This is a genomic window from Stenotrophomonas sp. PE591 (assembly GCF_018320795.1).
Lineage (GTDB): Bacteria > Pseudomonadota > Gammaproteobacteria > Xanthomonadales > Xanthomonadaceae > Stenotrophomonas > Stenotrophomonas maltophilia.
In genome coordinates this window covers 144112-161623 of sequence record NZ_JAAOKO010000007.1, presented here as the reverse complement: position 1 = coordinate 161623, position 17512 = coordinate 144112, and the positions used below count along the sequence as shown (strand labels likewise).

General features: G+C 67.7%; 19 protein-coding genes. 6 read left to right on the top strand and 13 right to left on the bottom strand.

The genetic code is table 11. The features are described from left to right. Positions 1-10 precede the first annotated feature (10 nt). From JLDANKMP_RS16650 to JLDANKMP_RS16635, 4 genes are all read right to left on the bottom strand, one after another. Entirely contained in the window at positions 11-280 is a 270-nt protein-coding gene (locus JLDANKMP_RS16650; RefSeq protein ID WP_005411545.1) for a hypothetical protein, read from the bottom strand. Between the two features lie 32 nt (positions 281-312). Continuing rightward, positions 313-1302 carry a porphobilinogen synthase gene (gene hemB, locus JLDANKMP_RS16645; RefSeq protein ID WP_005414824.1) on the bottom strand — a complete coding sequence of 330 codons (990 nt, stop codon included), beginning with the start codon at positions 1300-1302 and terminating at the stop codon, positions 313-315. A gap of 19 nt (positions 1303-1321) precedes the next feature. Next, positions 1322-2239, bottom strand: coding sequence for a bestrophin family protein (locus JLDANKMP_RS16640; protein ID WP_212561669.1), 918 nt, complete (start codon positions 2237-2239; stop codon positions 1322-1324). 122 nt (positions 2240-2361) lie between these two features. Beyond that, a complete protein-coding gene (locus JLDANKMP_RS16635; RefSeq protein ID WP_005411548.1) occupies positions 2362-2610 on the bottom strand; it encodes a hypothetical protein in 249 nt (82 codons plus the stop codon). Between the two features lie 184 nt (positions 2611-2794). Between JLDANKMP_RS16635 and JLDANKMP_RS16630 the strand changes: the two genes are divergently transcribed. Beyond that, complete coding sequence (locus tag JLDANKMP_RS16630) at positions 2795-3253, top strand: hypothetical protein (protein WP_005411549.1); 459 nt, start codon at positions 2795-2797, stop codon at positions 3251-3253. A 172-nt stretch (positions 3254-3425) separates the two neighbouring features. On the opposite strand, the gene JLDANKMP_RS16625 is transcribed toward JLDANKMP_RS16630, so the two are convergent. The 4 genes from JLDANKMP_RS16625 to JLDANKMP_RS16610 form a co-directional block, all read right to left on the bottom strand. Continuing rightward, the gene (locus JLDANKMP_RS16625) at positions 3426-5225 is read right to left on the bottom strand and encodes a DUF885 domain-containing protein (RefSeq protein WP_212561668.1); all 1800 of its coding nucleotides are present in this window, start codon (positions 5223-5225) and stop codon (positions 3426-3428) included. 255 nt (positions 5226-5480) lie between these two features. Continuing rightward, positions 5481-5996 (bottom strand): cytochrome c oxidase assembly factor Coa1 family protein, encoded by a 516-nt coding sequence (locus JLDANKMP_RS16620; protein ID WP_049403671.1) that lies wholly within the window; start codon positions 5994-5996, stop codon positions 5481-5483. 25 nt (positions 5997-6021) lie between these two features. Continuing rightward, entirely contained in the window at positions 6022-8247 is a 2226-nt protein-coding gene (locus tag JLDANKMP_RS16615; protein ID WP_212561667.1) for a S9 family peptidase, read from the bottom strand. Positions 8248-8408: 161 nt separating this feature from the next. Beyond that, positions 8409-9098: a glutathione binding-like protein gene (locus JLDANKMP_RS16610; RefSeq protein ID WP_005411553.1), complete on the bottom strand. Its 690-nt coding sequence runs from the start codon at positions 9096-9098 to the stop codon at positions 8409-8411. Positions 9099-9210: 112 nt separating this feature from the next. Between JLDANKMP_RS16610 and JLDANKMP_RS16605 the strand changes: the two genes are divergently transcribed. Continuing rightward, positions 9211-9831 carry a TIGR00645 family protein gene (locus tag JLDANKMP_RS16605; protein ID WP_012481561.1) on the top strand — a complete coding sequence of 207 codons (621 nt, stop codon included), beginning with the start codon at positions 9211-9213 and terminating at the stop codon, positions 9829-9831. Positions 9832-10033: 202 nt separating this feature from the next. After that, complete coding sequence (locus tag JLDANKMP_RS16600; RefSeq protein WP_005414830.1) at positions 10034-11038, top strand: energy transducer TonB; 1005 nt, start codon at positions 10034-10036, stop codon at positions 11036-11038. An 82-nt stretch (positions 11039-11120) separates the two neighbouring features. Here JLDANKMP_RS16600 and JLDANKMP_RS16595 read toward each other — a convergent pair whose 3' ends face one another. Then, positions 11121-11375, bottom strand: coding sequence for a hypothetical protein (locus JLDANKMP_RS16595; protein ID WP_059035827.1), 255 nt, complete (start codon positions 11373-11375; stop codon positions 11121-11123). Between the two features lie 77 nt (positions 11376-11452). On the opposite strand from JLDANKMP_RS16595, the gene JLDANKMP_RS16590 reads away from it, so the two are divergent. Next, positions 11453-12238, top strand: a complete 786-nt coding sequence (locus JLDANKMP_RS16590) for a helix-turn-helix transcriptional regulator (RefSeq protein ID WP_212561666.1) — start codon at positions 11453-11455, stop codon at positions 12236-12238. A gap of 67 nt (positions 12239-12305) precedes the next feature. After that, the gene (locus JLDANKMP_RS16585) at positions 12306-12734 is read left to right on the top strand and encodes a hypothetical protein (RefSeq protein ID WP_062605400.1); all 429 of its coding nucleotides are present in this window, start codon (positions 12306-12308) and stop codon (positions 12732-12734) included. A gap of 71 nt (positions 12735-12805) precedes the next feature. Here JLDANKMP_RS16585 and JLDANKMP_RS16580 read toward each other — a convergent pair whose 3' ends face one another. The 4 genes from JLDANKMP_RS16580 to JLDANKMP_RS16565 form a co-directional block, all read right to left on the bottom strand. Beyond that, a complete protein-coding gene (locus JLDANKMP_RS16580) occupies positions 12806-13990 on the bottom strand; it encodes an ABC transporter permease (RefSeq protein ID WP_212561665.1) in 1185 nt (394 codons plus the stop codon). Further along, positions 13987-14733, bottom strand: a complete 747-nt coding sequence (locus JLDANKMP_RS16575; protein ID WP_212561664.1) for an ATP-binding cassette domain-containing protein — start codon at positions 14731-14733, stop codon at positions 13987-13989. The genes JLDANKMP_RS16580 and JLDANKMP_RS16575 overlap by 4 nt, the downstream gene beginning before the upstream one ends. Beyond that, positions 14730-16256, bottom strand: a complete 1527-nt coding sequence (locus tag JLDANKMP_RS16570) for an alpha/beta fold hydrolase (RefSeq protein ID WP_212561663.1) — start codon at positions 16254-16256, stop codon at positions 14730-14732. The genes JLDANKMP_RS16575 and JLDANKMP_RS16570 overlap by 4 nt, the downstream gene beginning before the upstream one ends. Positions 16257-16324: 68 nt before the next feature. Then, on the bottom strand, positions 16325-16708 hold the full coding sequence (locus tag JLDANKMP_RS16565) for a diguanylate cyclase (protein ID WP_283246312.1): 384 nt from the start codon (positions 16706-16708) through the stop codon (positions 16325-16327). A gap of 216 nt (positions 16709-16924) precedes the next feature. Between JLDANKMP_RS16565 and JLDANKMP_RS16560 the strand changes: the two genes are divergently transcribed. Next, positions 16925-17410 (top strand): DUF1203 domain-containing protein, encoded by a 486-nt coding sequence (locus tag JLDANKMP_RS16560; RefSeq protein WP_049397677.1) that lies wholly within the window; start codon positions 16925-16927, stop codon positions 17408-17410. Positions 17411-17512: the final 102 nt, after the last annotated feature.

Genomic DNA, 17512 nt, shown 5'->3' with positions numbered 1-17512 from the left:
GGCGGCAGGGTCAGCGCGACAACACCTTGGCGCGCAACTGCTCGTACTCCATCTCGCTCAGCTGGCCATTGTCCTTGCGCTGGTTCAGCGCGGCCAGCTCGGCCTGCACGCTGTCCGGCAGGGCCTGCTCACGGGCCACGTGGCGGGCGGCGGAGAGCTGCTCCGGTGGGCGCTTGCCCGCGCGCCACGCGGCGATGAAGACACCGACGATGATGGCGCCGAACACCAGCGTGCCGGTGCCCCAGATCAGCCATTGCATCCATCCCAGTTCGGGTCCCATCGCGCAGTCCTCCGTCTATCGTGGCGCTATTGTCAGCGCTCGCGCAGCCATCGCGCCACCTGCGGCGCGAAATAGGTCAGCACGCCATCGGCACCGGCCCGCTTGAAGCCCAGCAGCGACTCCAGCACGCAGGCGCGCTCGTCCAGCCAGCCGTTGGCGAAGGCGGCCTTCATCATCGCGTACTCGCCACTGACCTGATAGGCGAAGGTCGGCACGCCGAATTTTTCCTTCACCCGGCGCACCAGGTCCAGGTACGGCATGCCCGGCTTGACCATCACCATGTCGGCGCCCTCTTCCAGGTCCAGCGCGATCTCGCGCAGGGCCTCGTCGCCGTTGGCCGGGTCCATCTGGTAGGTCTTCTTGTCGGCCTTGCCGAGGCTGGCCGCGCTGCCCACCGCATCACGGAACGGACCGTAGAACGCCGAGGCGTACTTGGCCGAGTAAGCCATGATGCGCACGTTGACGTGGTTGTCGGCATCCAGCGCACGGCGGATCGCGCCGATGCGGCCATCCATCATGTCCGACGGCGAAACGATGTCGACGCCGGCTTCGGCATGCGATACCGACTGCTTGACCAGCGCTTCGACGGTGATGTCGTTCAGCACATAGCCCTTGTCATCGATGATGCCGTCCTGGCCGTGGGTGGTGTACGGGTCCAGCGCCACGTCGGTCATCACCCCCAGTTCCGGGAAGCGCGACTTCAGCGCGCGGATCGCGCGTTGCGCCAGGCCGTCCTCGGCCCACGCCGCCGATGCATCCAGCGATTTCAGCGACGGGTCGATCACCGGGAACAGGTCGATTACCGGAATGCCCAGCTCCAGCGCCTCTTCGGCCACCTTCAGCAGTTCTTCGATCGACAGCCGCTCCACGCCCGGCATCGACGGCACTGCGGTGCGGCCGGCCAGTTCGTGCACGAACACCGGGTAGATCAGGTCGTCGGTGGTCAGCGTGTTCTCGCGCATCAGGCGGCGCGAGAACTCGTCGTGGCGCATGCGGCGCGGGCGGTACAGCGGGTGGGACATGGCAGGCTCCGAGGAGTGGCTATTGCAACAGGTAGCCCTGCGGCAGCAGGGGTTCGGGCAACGGGCGTTCGCCGAGCGCATCGAGCTGGTCGATCTCGATCGTGCGCACCAGCGCGTCCAGCGGCAGATCGTTCGGCTCAAGGCCGAAGGGGTCTTCCATTTCTTCGCCCAGCTGGTCCAGGCCGAAGAAGGCATAGGCCAGCACCGCCGACAGCACCGGCGTGCCCCAGCCCAGCGAACTGGCCAGGCCGAACGGCAGCAGCACGCAGAACATCCACGCGCAGCGGTGCAGCAGCAGGGTGTAGGCGAACGGCAGCGGCGTGGTGAGGATGCGCTCGCAGCCGGCCTGGATCGACGACATCGCGTGCAGGCGCTCTTCCAGCTGGGTGTAGAGGATGGGCTCGAGCTGGCTGGCGCGCAGCGCATGCGCCAGTTCGGCCGCGATCATCGCCAGCAGTGCATCGGGCACGTTCTCGCGCTGGCCCAGCTGTTCGCGCTGGCGCTTGTCCAGCCACGGCAGTGCTGCCAGGGCGACGATGCGACCACGCAGTCGCGCCGCCAGCGCATGGGCGAACGCGGTGGTGAGGTAGGCGACGCGACGACGACGGCCCGCGTCGTCGGCCAGCAGCAGGTTTACCTGGCGCGCCAGCGAACGCGATTCGTAGACCAGCTGGCCCCACAGCTTGCGTCCTTCCCACCAGCGGTCGTAGCAGGCGCTGTTGCGGAAGCTGAGGAAGATCGACAGCACCAGGCCAAGCAGGGTGAACGGGGTCACCGACACGCGTTCGATGCCGGTGGGGGGCGCCAGTTCGACCACCGCAGCCACGGCGATGGACAGGATCAGGATGGCCAGCACCTTCGGCGCGATCGCTTTGACGATCGAACCGCGCAGGATGTACAGCAGTTGCCAGCCGTGGGGACGGGGTCGGATGATCATGGGGCAGCCGCGCGGGGCGCGGATTCACAGGCACGCGGGGGGCTCGCGCAGCCATTCATTGTACGCCCCCGCCCGGCCATCGGCCGTGTGCCTGCGACGCCCTGTCGCACCCGGGACCCGGCTCAGACCACGCCGCCGCCCAGGCCAAGACGCAGGATGCCGACCACCACCACGATACCGTTCAGGACCAACCCGGCCCACGCCCGACCACGCTTGCTCGGGTGGGTGAACAGGATGCCCAGCGCGGCGATGACCGCACCGACCGCGGCGAACGGGATCAGGAACCAGTTGCCCCAGCCCAGCAGCGGAATCAACGCCAGGATCATCCACAACAGCGCCAATACGCCCCACAACAGACTGATCACACCCATGCCGCTCTCCCGCAGTTGGTTCCTGGCCCCACCATAATCGTTCCCGTTGCCGCCGCCTACTGCCATTGGCGGGGCTGTCACCCGGCCCGTGCTAGCGTGCTGTCGTGCGTGCCCCGGCCCGGGTGTTGGCGCCGATTCAGAGTGGCCCGCCGATCATCGCAACCAGTCCTGCAGGGGAAGTGCCATGAACATCCGTTGGGCCGCGTTGGCGGCCACGCTGCTGGTCGCCGCCGGCTGTGCCAGCACCTCCAAGGTGATGCTGGGCCGCGCGCGCGCACCGATCGATCCGGCGCTGGTGCAGATCTATTCGACGCCACCGGCCGGCTCCCAGGAAATCGCCCAGCTGGAATCGTCTTCCGCCGTTGGCTTCGGCACCCAGGGCCAGACCGACGCCGCCGTGGCCCGCCTGAAGCGTGAAGCCGCAGCGCTGGGCGCCAACGGCGTGGTGCTGATGGGCGTGGGCAGCAGCGGGTCGCCGGTAGGCATGTCGGTGGGCGCGGGCACGTTCGGCTCGCACGTCGGTGGCGGCGTCGGCATCGGGATTCCGACCACGCAGAAGCGCGCCGCGGGCGTCGCGATCTGGGTGCCGAATCCGGCACCGCCGGCGCGGTTGCCGACACAGGTGATTACCCCGCAGCGGTGACGCAGCAGCGTCACCGCGGGTAGTGCCGGCCGCTGGCCGGCACATCCCTGCAACAGCCAACACATCGCTCTGGTGGGTGCCAACCTTGGTTGGCACGAACCCACAGCGCCGACCAAGGTCGGCATCTACCAACACCGGTTGCCGGCCAGCGGCCGGCACTACCGGAGGGTGTTCAGCGCTTGTGCTTCGGTACGAACACCTTGTTCACCGCGTCGGCCAACTGGTCCGGCGGCAGCAGGCCCTGGTCGAGCAGGAAGTTGTTGAACGCCAGGCGGTCGAAGTTCGCACCCAGCGCCAGTTCCGTCTGCATGCGCAGTTCCAGGATGCGGGTGTAGCCGTAGAAGTAGCTACCTGCCTGGCCCGGCATCCGCACCATGTAGCGGTCCAGTTCCTGGGTGGCCATCGCCTTGGACAGGCCGACCTGCTCCATCAGCACGCGCTCGCCGTTGGCACGGTCGGTCAGGCCGAGGTTGAGCATCGGGTCGAGCATCGCGCGCGCGGCGCGCAGCAGGCGGAACTGCAGGGCGATCATCTGCCCGTCCAACGGCTCGTACGGCACCATCTCGGCTTCGGCGTACAGCGCCCAGCCTTCCACGTTCACCGAATTGAACGCGAACATGGTGCGTGCCAGCGACACACCACGCTCGACCATCGCGGTGAACTGCAGCTCGTGGCCGGGGCGGCCTTCATGCGCGCTCAGCGTCCATGCTGCCGCACCGAAGTTGAAGTCGTCGTACTGCGCGCCCGGGCCCGCTGCCGGGTTGCCCAGCGGCAGCACGAAGGTGCCCTGCTGCCCGGTGTTGTTGACCAGCGGGGCCGGCAGGAAGTGCGGAGCCGGGCTGGCCGCACTCTCGGCGGCCGAGCCCAGGCGCATCTGCATGGCGCGCTTGGGCACGTCGACGATGGCGTGCTCGCGGATCAGCGGATCGATCGCATCGATCACCTTGCGGTAGTGGCCTTCCAGATGATCGTCGGCGATCTTGTCGGCCTTCAGCGCACGGATCACCGCCACCGGATCGCTCGGGTCGGCGACCTTCAGCCCCTTGTCCTTCACCACCAGCGGTGCCAGCTGCTGCATCGCCGAGCGGGTTTCCATGAACTCCAGCTGCGCGCGCTGCATCAGCAGCTTCGGATCGATGTCGATGCCGACCTGCTTGAGCTGGTAGGCGTACAACGGCGCCGGCAGGCGTGCGTCGGCACGTGCCTTCGGCAGTACCTCCTTGCGGGTCCAGGCGGCGTAGTCCTTCATCTGCCCGGCCAGCGCCTTCATTGCTTCATCGGCGCCGGCAATCTGGTACTTCTTCAGCAGCGACTCGATACCGGTGATGTAGGTCTCGACGTTGTCCAGCGACTGCTGCACTTCGATCCTGGTTGGCTGCAACAGGCTGCTGTCCTTCAGCCGTTCCTCGTAGCGCTGGCGCGCCAGCGTGGTGAAGGCGGTGCCGCCCGGCTGCAGGCCGGCATAGGCATTGAGGCGGTCGACCGCCTTGGCCCGGCGCTCGACCGGCACCTGGTCGGACAGCAGCAGGTTGAGGCCGCTGAACACGGTCTGCGGCGCATCGCTCCACGGCAGCAGGTACTTCTCGTTGAGCTCGCTGCCTTCGATGTTCTGGCTGGCGGCGTGGATCATGATTTCCAGGTCCTGGCGGACATTGGGATCCTTCTCGACGGCCAGCTTTGCCTTCAGTTCGTCGCGTGCCTTGGTCATAGCAGCGCGGTAGCGCTTGCCGTTGTCCGGGCCGAGATCGGCCACCTTGTCGTCGTAGCCGGGCACGCCGAAGAAGCCGGTTTCCTCCGGCTGGAACGGGCCCTGGGCGTCCAGCAGAATCTGCGCCAGCGCATTGCTGCGGGCGACCCAGGCCGGGCTTGCCGGGGTGGCGGCCTTGGCGGAGGGTGCCGCCAGCGCCGGTGGTGCGGACAGCAGCGGTGCGGCAGTCAGGGCCAGGGCAACGGCGAGCGCAATCGGCTTCATGGGACACTCCAGCAAAGGGTTGCCCGCACCCTACGCGCTCACGGCGATGGCGACAATCGGCGGGAAGTCATGGCGGGCTGGTTGTGCAGCCGGGCTCCGCGGAAAGCTGGCGGGGGTAGAGTCGACTGTCGCGCGCAGCGCGGGGGTTTTCGCTGTCTGATCGAAGAGCAGTCGACTGACAGTCGACTCTACCCGGTCGACCCTACCCGGTCGACTCTATCCAGTCGACGTCCCGCAGTCGCCTGCTCCCGGAGGTCACAGCGCGGCGGTCAGCGGGCATTCGCCGCGATCACGGCAGGCCTTCAGCTCGCACTCCTGCGCGGCCTCGTCGTCATCCAGCGCCGTCAGGTCGAAGGTCTGCTTGTCCTCGCCCAACACGTACATCACCGGGTAGTCCCACACGTCATCGCGACGGGTACCCTGCACGAACAACCGCCCGTGCGCATGCGGTCCTTCCAGGGCTACGGTCAGGCCGACATCACGCTGGCCGTTGATCGCAGTCTGCATGCTGCCCAGCGGCATCGACTCGATGTTCAACGGCTCACCGAACGCTTCGACCAGTTCAATACTGCAGCCCGCGCGCCGCAGCGCCTCGCGCATCGGCGGGCTCTCGCGTGCCGCCTCGCTCCAGCGCAGCACGCTCCAGGTCACCACACCCCCTGCACCGCCCAGCACCAGCACCACCATCAACGGCATCGCCCAGCGCCAGTGGCGGCACCACCAACCGGCGGATGCCGGGTCATGGGCAGGAATCGGCGGTGGCAGGGTCATCGGCGGGCTCCTTCCCGTTGCTGGATCAGGGCTTGAGGCAACGTCCCAGGAAGGCTTCGGCCACGCGGTAGCGATGCAGGGCATCGGCGCCGGACAGGCCATGCTTGGCACCCGGGTAGGTCATCAGCTCGAACGGCTGTGCACGCTTCTGCAACGCGCTCATCAGGCTGGTCGAATTGGTGAACAACACGTTGTCGTCAGCCATGCCGTGGATCAGCAGCAGCGGCGAGCGCAGGCCATCGATATGGGTCAGCACGCGCGCTTCGCGGTAACCCGCTTCATTGCGCGCCGGCAGGTCCATGTAGCGTTCGGTGTAATGGCTGTCGTACAGGCCCCAGTCGGTCACCGGCGCACCGGCCACGCCACAGGCGTACTGGTTCGAAGCCTTGGCCAGCAGCATCAGGGTCATGTAGCCGCCGTTGGACCAGCCCTGCACGCCGATGCGCGCCGGGTCCACCCATGGCTGCTGCTTCAGCCAGGCCACGCCGCGCAGCTGGTCGGTCACTTCCACCGTGCCCTGCTTGCCATACAGCGCACCACCGAAGTCGCGGCCACGGCGCGGGGTGCCACGGTTGTCCAGCGAGAACACCACGTAGCCCTGCTGGGCCAGGTACTGGTTGAACAGGTGGTCGCCACGGCCGGGCCAGCTGTCGGTGACGGTCTGGCTGGCCGGGCCACCATAGACGTACACGGCCACCGGGTAGCGCTTGGACGGATCGAAGCCGGCCGGCTTGATCAGGCTGTAGTTCAGCGGGGTCTTGCCGTCGGCAGCCATCAACGTGCCGAACTCAACCGGGCGCTGCGCATCGCGGTAGCGCGCATACGGATGCTTGGGATCAGCCAGGTCGTTCTCGAGCAGGGTGGCGATCTTCTCGCCATTGGCGCGGAACAGTTCGATCTGCGGCGGCGTGGTGCTGTTGGACCAGCTGTCCACGTAGACGCTGGCGTTGCGGGCGAAGCTGGCGCTGTGCATGCCCGGCGCCTTCGACAGGCGCTGCGGCTCACCGCCCTGCAGCGACACCGCGTAGATCTGGCTTTCGCGCGAGGTCTCGATGCCGGCGCGGAAGTAGGCCTTGCCAGCCTTTTCATCGACCGCCAGCAGCTCGTCCACTGGCCAGTTGCCGTGGGTCAGCGCGGTGGCCTTGCCCTTGCTGTCGATGCGGTACAGGTGCTGGAAGCCGGTGCGTTCGGACGACCACAGCACGCTGCCATCGTCGAGGAAACGCAGGCTGTTGTGCAGCGGCACCCAGGTCGGGCTGGTCTCGTGGGCGAGCACGCGCTGGCGGTTGGAGTCGAGTGCCACTTCCACCAGGTCCAGCTGCTTCTGGTCACGCGACTGGCGCTGGAAGCTCAGGTGCTGCGCATCGCGCCAGTCCACGCGGGCCAGGTAGATGTCCTGTTCCTTGCCGAGGTCGACCCAGCGCGGCTGCGCATCGGCGGCCGGTGCGATCACGCCCAGCTGCACGCGCACGTTGGCATCGCCGGCGGCCGGATAACGCTGCTCGATCACGTCGGTGCGGTCGGCATAGACCTCGTAGCGCTTCTGCACCGGTACCGGGGATTCGTCGATGCGGGCAAAGGCAATCGCCGAATCGTCCGGCGCCCACCAGTAACCGGTGTGGCGATCCATTTCTTCGTCGGCGACGAACTCGGCAACGCCGTTGCCGATGGTGGTGCTGCCGTCGCGGGTCAGCTGCTGCTGCCTGCCGCTGGCCAGGTCGATCACCCACAGGTTGCGGCCGCGGATGAAGCTGACGAAGCCGCCCTTGGGCGACAGCTTGGCGTCGGTGGCGAAGCCTTCACCATGGGTCAGCTGGCGCACCGCCGCCTGGCCCTGCTGCTTGAGGTCGTACAGGTACAGCTCGCCGCCCAGCGGGAACAGCAGGCGCTGCGCGTCCGGCGACCACTGGTAATCGACGATGCCGGTCATCGCGGCGATGCGCTGGCGCTCGCGGCGGGCCTTCTCCTCGTCGCTGAGGGTCTCGGTGCCGGGCAGCACCACCTTGGAATCAACCAGCAACCGGGTCTGGCCACTGTCGATGTCGTAGGTCCACAGGTCCAGCTGGTTGCGGTCGCTGTCCTTGCCGCGCAGGAAGCTGACCTGCGAACCGTCGGGCGCCACCTTCGGCTTCATCAGGGTCGGGCCGGACAACGGCAACGGGCCGGTGATGGCTTCCAGGGTCAGCTTTTCAGCGTGGGCGGCGGTACTGGTGGCGAGCATGAGGGCGAGCGAAGCGAACAGGTGGCGCATGGAAGATCCCGGCAAACGGCAGGTCCGCCCCCGCGATGGACGCGGAGCGGTCGTCCCCCATCCTAACCAAGCCCGTGCGGGAAGGCAGCATGACCTTCTGCCCATGGCCTGGTGCTGGGGTCGGAGCCCTTTGCGCTGCAAAGGGATCCGACCCGGGGCGGTCAGCGCTGGCCGAACAGGTGCTTGCGCTCTTCGTCGCTGAGCGGCTTGCCGGCGTTGGGGTTCACCTGCTGGCGCAGGGCATAGGCCCGCTGGGTGGCCGGGCGTGCGGCAATGGCTTCATGCCAGCGCTTGAGGTTCGGGAACGCGGTGAAATCCACCGGCAGCTTGTCGTAGGCGCCGATCCACGGGTAGCTGGCCATGTCGGCGATGGTGTACTCGTCGCCGGCCAGGAAGGCGTGCTGGGCCAGGCGCTTGTCCATCACCCCGTGCAGGCGGCGCACTTCGTTGTCATAGCGCTCGATGGCATACGGGATCTTTTCAGGCGCGTATACGTTGAAGTGGCCCATCTGGCCGCTCATCGGGCCCAGGCCGGCCATCTGCCAGAACAGCCACTCCAGGGTGGTGACGCGGCCGCGGGGATCGCTGGGCAGGAAGCGGCCGGTCTTCTCGGCCAGGTACAGCAGGATCGCGCCGGACTCGAACACGCTCTGGGGAGCACCGCCATCGGCCGGGGCCTGGTCGACGATGGCCGGCATCTTGTTGTTCGGCGAGATCGCCAGGAATTCCGGCTTGAACTGGTCGCCCGAGCCGATGTTGACCGGGTGGATGCGGTATTCCAGGCCGGTTTCTTCCAGCAGCAGGGTCACTTTGTGGCCGTTCGGGGTGGGCCAGTAATACAGGTCGATCATGGCGGCGGCTCGGGGTGCGGAAAGGAACCTGAAGTCTAGTGCGTGAGTTGGGTTGGCACCGTCATGGCGGGCCGGTAACCTCGCCTCTCCCCCGCAACGCAGCATCCCTCGCATGAGTGCAAACCGCCCGCCGCTCTCCCCCTTGTCCACGCTGATCTTCGCCTCGCGCTGGCTGCAGCTGCCGCTGTACCTGGGCCTGATCGTGGCGCAGTGCGTCTACGTGTTCCTGTTCGGCAAGGAACTGTGGCACCTGATCTCGCACTCGGTGTCGATGGGTGAGCAGCAGATCATGCTGATCGTGCTGGGCCTGATCGACGTGGTGATGATCTCCAACCTGCTGGTGATGGTGATCGTCGGCGGCTACGAGACCTTCGTCTCGCGCCTGCGCTTGGAAGGCCACCCGGACCAGCCGGAATGGCTGAGCCACGTCAATGCCAGCGTGCTGAAGGTGAAGCTGGCGATGGCGATCATCGGCATCTCCTCGATCCACCTGCTGAAGACCTTCATCGCCAGCGGTGCGCTGGGCGGCATCCCGCTGTGCACGCCGGAGCAGATGAGCGTGGCCGCTGCCAACATCGGTGTCGCCCGCTGCTCGATGCTGACCCAGGATGGCGTGCTGTGGCAGACCATCATCCACTGCGTGTTCATCCTGTCGGCGATCGGCATCGCCTGGACCGACAAGCTGATGTCCAACAGCCACAGCAGGTCGCACGACAAGGCACACGACCACTGAGGTCGCCGCCGCCAGCGGCTTGACCGCCGCTGCCCCATTCCGGCCACCGTCCCTTGTGCGCGGCGGTGGCCGGGATGCTAGATTGCACCCTCGCCGTTGCCGGCGGTGGCGTCGGGAAACGTCACCCTGCCGCGCCCGGACCGCAGGTCCCGGCCATGCGTATCAATGATTTACGTCACGTCGTCTTCTAGAGGGGAGCAGGATGTCGCACGTCTCAACGATCACCGCCGCGCGCCGGTGGCTGCCGGTTGCCCTGGCACTGGCACTGGCCGCCTGCTCGGGCAAGGAAGAATCCGCAGCGCCTGCTGCCGCCACGGCGCCTGCCGCTGCCGCACCCGCTGCACCGGCGGTTGCTGCCAAGGTGCAGTCCATGGGCACCGAGCAGCTGCGCGAGTCGGCCAGCCAGGCGCTGCGCGAGAACCGCATGTATGCACCGGCCGGCGACAACGCCATCGAGTACTACCTCGCCCTGCGTGACAAGACGCCGGACGACGCCTCGGTGAAGAGCGCACTGACCGACCTGCTGCCGTACACCCTGATCGCCGCCGAGCAACACCTGGGCCGCGAGGACTACACCGAAGCGCAGCGCCTGGTGGCACTGATCGAGAAGGTGGATGCATCCGCGCCGGCCCTGCCGCGCCTGAAGGACGGCCTGGCCAAGGGCGTGCAGAACGCAGCCAAGCGCACCGAAGCGGAAGCCGAGAAGGCCAAGAAGGACGCCGAGGACCGCAGCAAGCAGCAGACCGAGCAGCAGCGCCTGAGCGAGCAGCGCGCCAAGGAAGCCGACGCCGCCAAGCAGATTGCCGCGCAGCAGGATGCCGCGCGCCGCGACAACGAGCGCCAGGAAGCCGAGCGCCAGGCCGCCGCCCGCCGCGAGGCCGAGCAGAAGCAGCAGCAGGCTGCCGCCCAGCAGGCCAGCGCCGCACGCCAGGCCGCCGCACCGGCAGCGCCCACCCTGCGCCCGGTCAGCACACCGGCGCCGCGCTATCCGGGCGAAGCGCTGCGTTCGGGAACCTCCGGCGAAGTGCTGGTGGAGATCACCGTCGGCACTGACGGCTCGGTGGTGAACGCTCGCGTGCTGCGCGCGACGCCGGGACGCGTGTTCGACCGTGAAGCCCTGAACGCGGTCAAGCGTTGGCGCTTCGAGCCGGTCAGCGCGCCGGTGACCACCCGCCGTACGCTGGTGTTCGCGCCGGGCAACAACTGAACGAAAAAGGGGACGGAGGGGATTAAGTCGTTTCTGCCCCTGCAATGACGCCAAGGCCCGGCATGTCCGGGCCTTGTCCGTTTCAGGCCACTCCATCGATCAGGTGTTGCAGTGCCGGATCGCGCGCCGTCAGCACCTGGAACAGGCCCAGCGCGTGCAGGCCCGGCAGCAGCGCACGCAGGTCGGCTTCGGCCGCGGAACGGGTGGCAACATCGCTGGCGGGATCCTGCCAGTCACGGACGCTGGCCAGGAAGGCGCCGACACTGCCCTTGCGCACGGTGAGGCCGTTCACCTGCACGTCGTTCTGATGGTCGGGGAGGATGTCGTGTGGCTGCATGGGGAAGCGCTCCGTTGAAGTGGGCCCCAGTGTCGGGGCCCGGAGGCGACGTTTCTGCCGTATAACTGCCAATCGATATGGCAGATCAGACAACCGCCGCATTGATTGCCCCCGCGCTGGCCGATGCCACCGATGGACCGTCGGTGCTGGCGGCCCGGCTGCACCAGCTCGGCAAGCGTCGCACGGCCCGCCACCGGCATGCGCGTGGGCAGCTGCTGGGTGCGCACCAAGGGCTGCTGCGGATCGCCGCCGACGACCTGCACTGGCTGCTGCCCGCAGGTCACGTCGCCTGGATACCGCCCTTGCTGCCCCACGCGCTGCTGGGCGCAGACGGGTTCAATGGCTGGAGCCTGTACTTCAACGCGGAGGCCTGCCTGGGTCTGCCCGCCACACCACGCATCTTCCAGCCCAATGCGCTGCTGCAGGCGGCGACAGCACGTGCGCTGCAATGGCCCCATGCGCCACTGGATGCTGCGCAGGCACGCCTGGCCGGCGTGATCGCCGATGAGATTGCCGCCAGCACGCCGCTGCCGCTGGCCCTGCCACAACCGCGTGACCGGCGCCTGGGCCGGATCGCCGCCGCGCTGTCTCGCGCGCCGCACGACAACCGCAGCGTCGAGGACTGGGCCGCCAGCAGTGGCCTGTCCGGCCGCAGCCTGGCCCGCCACTGGCTGGCCGAGACCGGCATGACGCCGAGCCAGTGGCGGCAACGCCTGCGGGTGCTGCTGGCGCTGCCACGCCTGCTGTCCGGCGAGCCGGTGATCAGCGTCGCGCTGTCGATGGGGTACGACACGCCCAGCGCCTTCATCGCCGTGTTCAAGCGCGAGATGGGGGTGACGCCTGCGCGGTATGGAAAGGACTGACGCATTCGGCACTACCGCCGCCTTTCCGCACCTCCTAAGCTCGCTGTCGATCTCAAGGGAAGAACAGATGAAGTACGACGACGCCAGCTGGCATTCCGGCGGTGATTTCCCCACCGATCTTCCTGCAGAGGCTGGGGCTACTCACATTGGCATGTACCTGGCGTGGCTGCTGCTACAGGGAATGGCAAGCGCGGAACTCGCGGAAGACGCAGAAGAAGACCTGCAAGCGCTGCTGGAACGCAGAACGACGCCAGGCCTGTTCCTGCTGGAGTGCAGCGACGGCAAATTCGTCGACGATCTGATCAGTGATGAAGCCAACACGTTCACCGCTGCGTACTACGACCTCGAGAATGGCCAGTACCTGGACGACTATGAGGAACAGCTGGGCGCCAATGTCCCGGATCTGTACCACGTCGCCGATACCTGGGAGAACTTCGACCGCCTGGCGCCGGTGATTGCCCAGCGCTTCGCCACTTGGCAGGCAACCCAATCCTGAAAACAACGAGGCCCGGCATGACCGGGCCTCGTTTCATATCCGCCGGGCACAGCCCAGCGCTATCTCTGCGGTCAGCCGGAGATGGCCAGGCGCTCGTTGTGATAACGGCGCACGGCGGCGAACCACAGCACGGCGGCCAGGCCGAGGCTGGCGCCGAGGTAGATGGCCCAGACCGCGGGTGTGATGGCCTCGTGGCGGATCACCTTCAGCAGCATCTGGTTCTGCGACAGGAACGGCACGGCGTACTGCCACAGCTGGCTCTTCACCGGGTAGGCAATCAGCGCATAGCCCGGCAGCATCGGCAGAAGCATCAACCAGGTCATGTGGCTCTGCGCTTCCTTCATGCTCTTGGCCGCTGCGGCCAGGAAGGTCAGCAGCGAGGTGCCGATCAGCAGCATCGGCAGCATCACCAGCAGCATCTGCACCATCGCCATGATGTTCATGTTGAGCTGGCGGCCGATGTTGCCGGGGGCGATCTGCGCGCTCACCTTGAACGCGGCCAGGGTCAACAGCAGCGACGCAAAGCCGACCATGCAGGCGGCGGCGATCTTGCCGCTGACAATGGCACTGCGCGACCCCGGCGTGGCCAGCAGCGGCTCCAGCGACTGCCGCTCACGCTCGCCGGCGGTGGTGTCCATCACCAGGTAGGCACCACCGAGGAACGAGGTGAGGGTCAGCAGGATCGGCAACAACGCCGACAGCATCAGGCCACGCTTGGCTTCGGCACTGGCCATGTCCTGGCTGGCCACGTCCAGCGGCCGTGCGACCTGGGCGTCGATGCCCCGCGCCATCAGCCGCAGCGCCCCTACCTGCCCGTTGTACGTGGCCAACGCCGCCTGCAGGCGCGCAGTGGGCACCTCGGCGGCACGTCGTGTGCTGTCACTGATCACCTCCACCAGCGCCGGCTTGCCATCGGCCCAGTCCCTGCCGAAGTCCGGGCTGATGCGCAGCGCCACGTCGATGTCCTGCGAGCGGATGGCCTCGGCCAGGTCCTTCGGCGCAGCAGCGGCATTCAGGCCCTGGGCAGCCAGGAAGCGCACCAGGTTCGGCGCATGTTCGGCGCCGATGGTGGGAATCTGCAGCGGCTGCTCGATCTGCGTGCGCACGCGGCTTTCGGACAGCTTGCCCATGCCCAGGATCAGCAGCGGGTACAGCAGCGGCCCGAACAGCAGGGTCAGCGCCAGCGTACGGCGGTCGCGCGACAGGTCACGCAGCTCCTTGCGCATCACCGTCATCAGGGTCGACATCATGCTCATGCGTGCAGGCCCTCTTCGCTGCCGATCAGTTTCACGAACGCATCCTCCAGGTTGGATTCGCCGGACTGCGCGCGCAGTTCATCGGCGCTGCCGGCGGCCATCACCGTGCCCTTGGCGATGATCACGATGTGATCGCACAGCGCAGCCACCTCCTGCATGATGTGGCTGGACAGGATCACGCAGCGGCCTTCTTCGCGCAGGCCCAGCAGGAAGCGGCGCAGTGCGCGGGTGGTCATCACGTCCAGGCCGTTGGTCGGTTCATCGAGAATGACGTTGCGCGGGTCGTGCACCAGTGCGCGGGCGATCGCGGTCTTGGTGCGCTGGCCCTGCGAGAAGCCATCGGTCTGGCGGTCGAGGATGTCCCCCATGTCCAGCGCGTGCGACAGCACCTCGATGCGCTCGCGGATGCGCTCGGCCGACAGGCCATGCAGTTCGCCGAAGTAGGCGATGTTCTCACGCGCGGTCAGGCGCTTGTAGACGCCACGCGCGTCGGGCAGCACGCCGAGATGGCGACGCACTTCCACCGGATTGCGCGCAGCATCGACACCATCGACGCTGATGCTGCCCTGGTCGGGGGTCATCAGCGTGTACAGCATGCGCATGGTGGTGGTCTTGCCAGCACCATTGGGCCCCAGCAGGCCGGTGATGCGGCCATCCTCGGCGCGGAAGCCGACGCTGGACACTGCCTGGATACGGCCGGTGCGGGTGTCGAAGGCCTTGTGCAGGTTGTCGGCGACGATCATGGTTCCCATCCGTTGAACGAGGTGAACGCCGGCACGTAGCTCAGCGTGTCCAGGCAGCCGGCATCCAGCGCCTTGGCATCGGTCGTGTCGATGAACTGGCCGAGCAGGCGCGGCATGCAGCCGGCGGTCAGCGTGCCGTGGCCCTGGCCACGGGCGACCAGCGCGCGTCCATTGGGCAGGCCCTTGAGGACCTGCTCGGCATAGCGCGGCGGGGTCACCGGGTCCAGTTCACCAGACAACAGCAGCACCGGTACGTCACTGCGCAGCGGCACGGCATTGGCTGCCGGAGCCGGCCGGTGCGGCCATGCCGGGCAGGCGGCAAAGAAGGAACTTGCCACGTCGTTGCCGAACAGGCGCCCGGGATCCTCGGCCGGCGCCTGGTAGCGCGGCGCGTCTTCGCTGCAGATCACCGACCAGTGCATGCCACGGTTGATCTGGAAATCCATGCTGCGGTTCGCACCGCGCGCCAGCGAGGCGAGCGGCGCGTAGCGGCCGTGCGCGGCTTCATCAAGAACCAGCGGCAGCAATGAGGCGTACTGGGGTACGTAGGAAAACGCAAACGCCAGGCCCACCACGCTGTCCGGTGTCAGCACATCCTTCCGGGTGTCGTAGGTGCCGGGATCGCGATACTCGACCGGAACCGGTGCACGGCGCAGGGTCTCGACCACGCTGCGCAGCTGCGCACGGGTATCGGTCGGGAAGCGCCGGCTGCAGGCAGCGTCCTTGCGGCACTGCGCCGACTGCAGGGCGATCGCGTCTTCGAACGTCCTGGCGAAATCGCCGCCCACCACCAGCTCATTCGGCACCACGCCATCGATGACGATGCTGCGGGTGTGCTGTGGATAGGTACCCGCATAGCGCTGGGCCACGCGGGTGCCGTAGGACGCACCGATCAGATTGACCCGGTCCACGCCCAAGGCCTGGCGGACCGCGTCCAGGTCGGCAATGGCTTCGGTGGTGGTGTAGAAACGTGCGTCCGCACGTCCCTGCAGGGAAGCCGCGCATCGCTGGGCATAGTCGCGCAGCAAGGCCTCGGAGGGCGCCGCGTCCTCGTCCATCGGCAGTTCCTTTCCGTCTGCGCCGAGGCAGCTGAGCGGGTTGGAGCCGCCGGTGCCGCGCTGGTCGACCAGGAAGATGTCCCGCTGCTTGCGCACCTGGCGCAGCGCGGTATCGACGATGACGGCCACTTCGCTGGCGGCCTGGCCGGGGCCACCGGCCAGGAAGAACACCGGGTCGGGCTGGCTGGAGCCGCTGCTGCCCGATTCCAGCCAGGCGATGCGCAGGCCGATGCGCCGGCCAGCGGGCTGGGCCCGGTCCTCCGGCACCTGCAGGGTGGCGCACTGCGCTTCCACGTTGGCACTGGCACCTACCGTGGACAGCGTGCAGGGCTGGAAGTCGATCGTGCCGAAACGGCGGCTGGGTGCATCGCTGGCGCTTTCGGCGCCGGGTGACGGTGACTGGCTGCAACCGGCAAGCATCAGGCTGGCCAACACTGCGGCCAACGCGAGGTGGTGTCTTTGCATCGTGCTCGTTTCCCCTGGAGGACGTTCCTGGCAACCACGACGGGCTGCCGCGGAAGATGTGACTCAACTTACACGGGCACGGCGTCGTCGGCGATGGGCAGACGCGAAATCTCCGCCGGCGTGGCGCGGGCCAGGCGATCGCGGCCGGCGGCCTTGGCCCGGTACAGCGCCGCGTCTGCCGCTGCCAGCAGCGTGGACAGCTCGCCCTGGCCGTGGTCCATCGCCGGGCCGATGCTGGCAGTGAACGTCACCGCCCCGGTGGCCAGTCGCGCCAGCTTCTGCTGCAGAGCGGTACGGATCGCCGCAGCCCGCGCCATCGCTTCCGCCTGCGTGCTGCCGGCCAGCACCAGCACGAACTCCTCGCCACCGTAGCGGCCCAGCAGCGTCTCATGGCCCTGCAAACCGTGCTGCATCAACGCAGCGAAGTGGCGCAGTACCTCGTCTCCGGCCAGATGGCCCCAGCGATGCAGAGCAGGAAGCCAAGCACGGTGAGGGTGGGGACATCCAGCGACATGCGGCGCTCATCGGCCGGGGTGGCGCGCGCATCTTGGCGCCTTGTGCTGCGTTCCCCGCGGCGCTGCCTGGCCCGATGGAGATGCGGGGTCTGAAAACGGCGAGCACGGCGGCCGGTGCCTGCGCAGAATCCGCGGAAAACCAAGGAGACGCCCATGCATGCGTGGTACCTCGGTGGCATCGACCACCGCCCGTTCCTGCACCTGTTCGAAAAGAGCGACACCGCGCTGGCTGCGCTGGGCATCCGGCGTCGCTGGGCCGGCGAATCAGGAGGACACCCCTGCCGGATCAGCCTGAGCGATCCGCCCGGTGGCAGCGAGCTGCTGCTGTTGTCCCACGTGCACCTGCCCCTGCACTCGCCCTATCACGCCTCGGGCCCGATCTTCGTGCAGCGTGGCGTGACCCGCTGCGTGCTGCCGCCGGGCGAAGTACCCCCGTACGTGCAGCGCCGGATGATCTCGTTGCGCGCCTATGACCAGGCTGCATTGATGCTGGCCGCCGAGATCAGCGCAGGCACGGATGTCGGCGCTCGGCTGGACGCGCTGTTTGCCGACCCTGACGTGGCCTTCGTGCAGCTGCACAACGCGGCCCACGGCTGCTTCTCGTGCCAGGCGGATCGCGTCGGCATGGCGCCGACATGACCGGATCTCCACGACGTGATCGTTGCCACGCCGGACACGTGATCGCCAGCGCATCCGTTCAGGCCCACGTGAAGCCCGCGGGAAGGGCTTCACACCCACAGT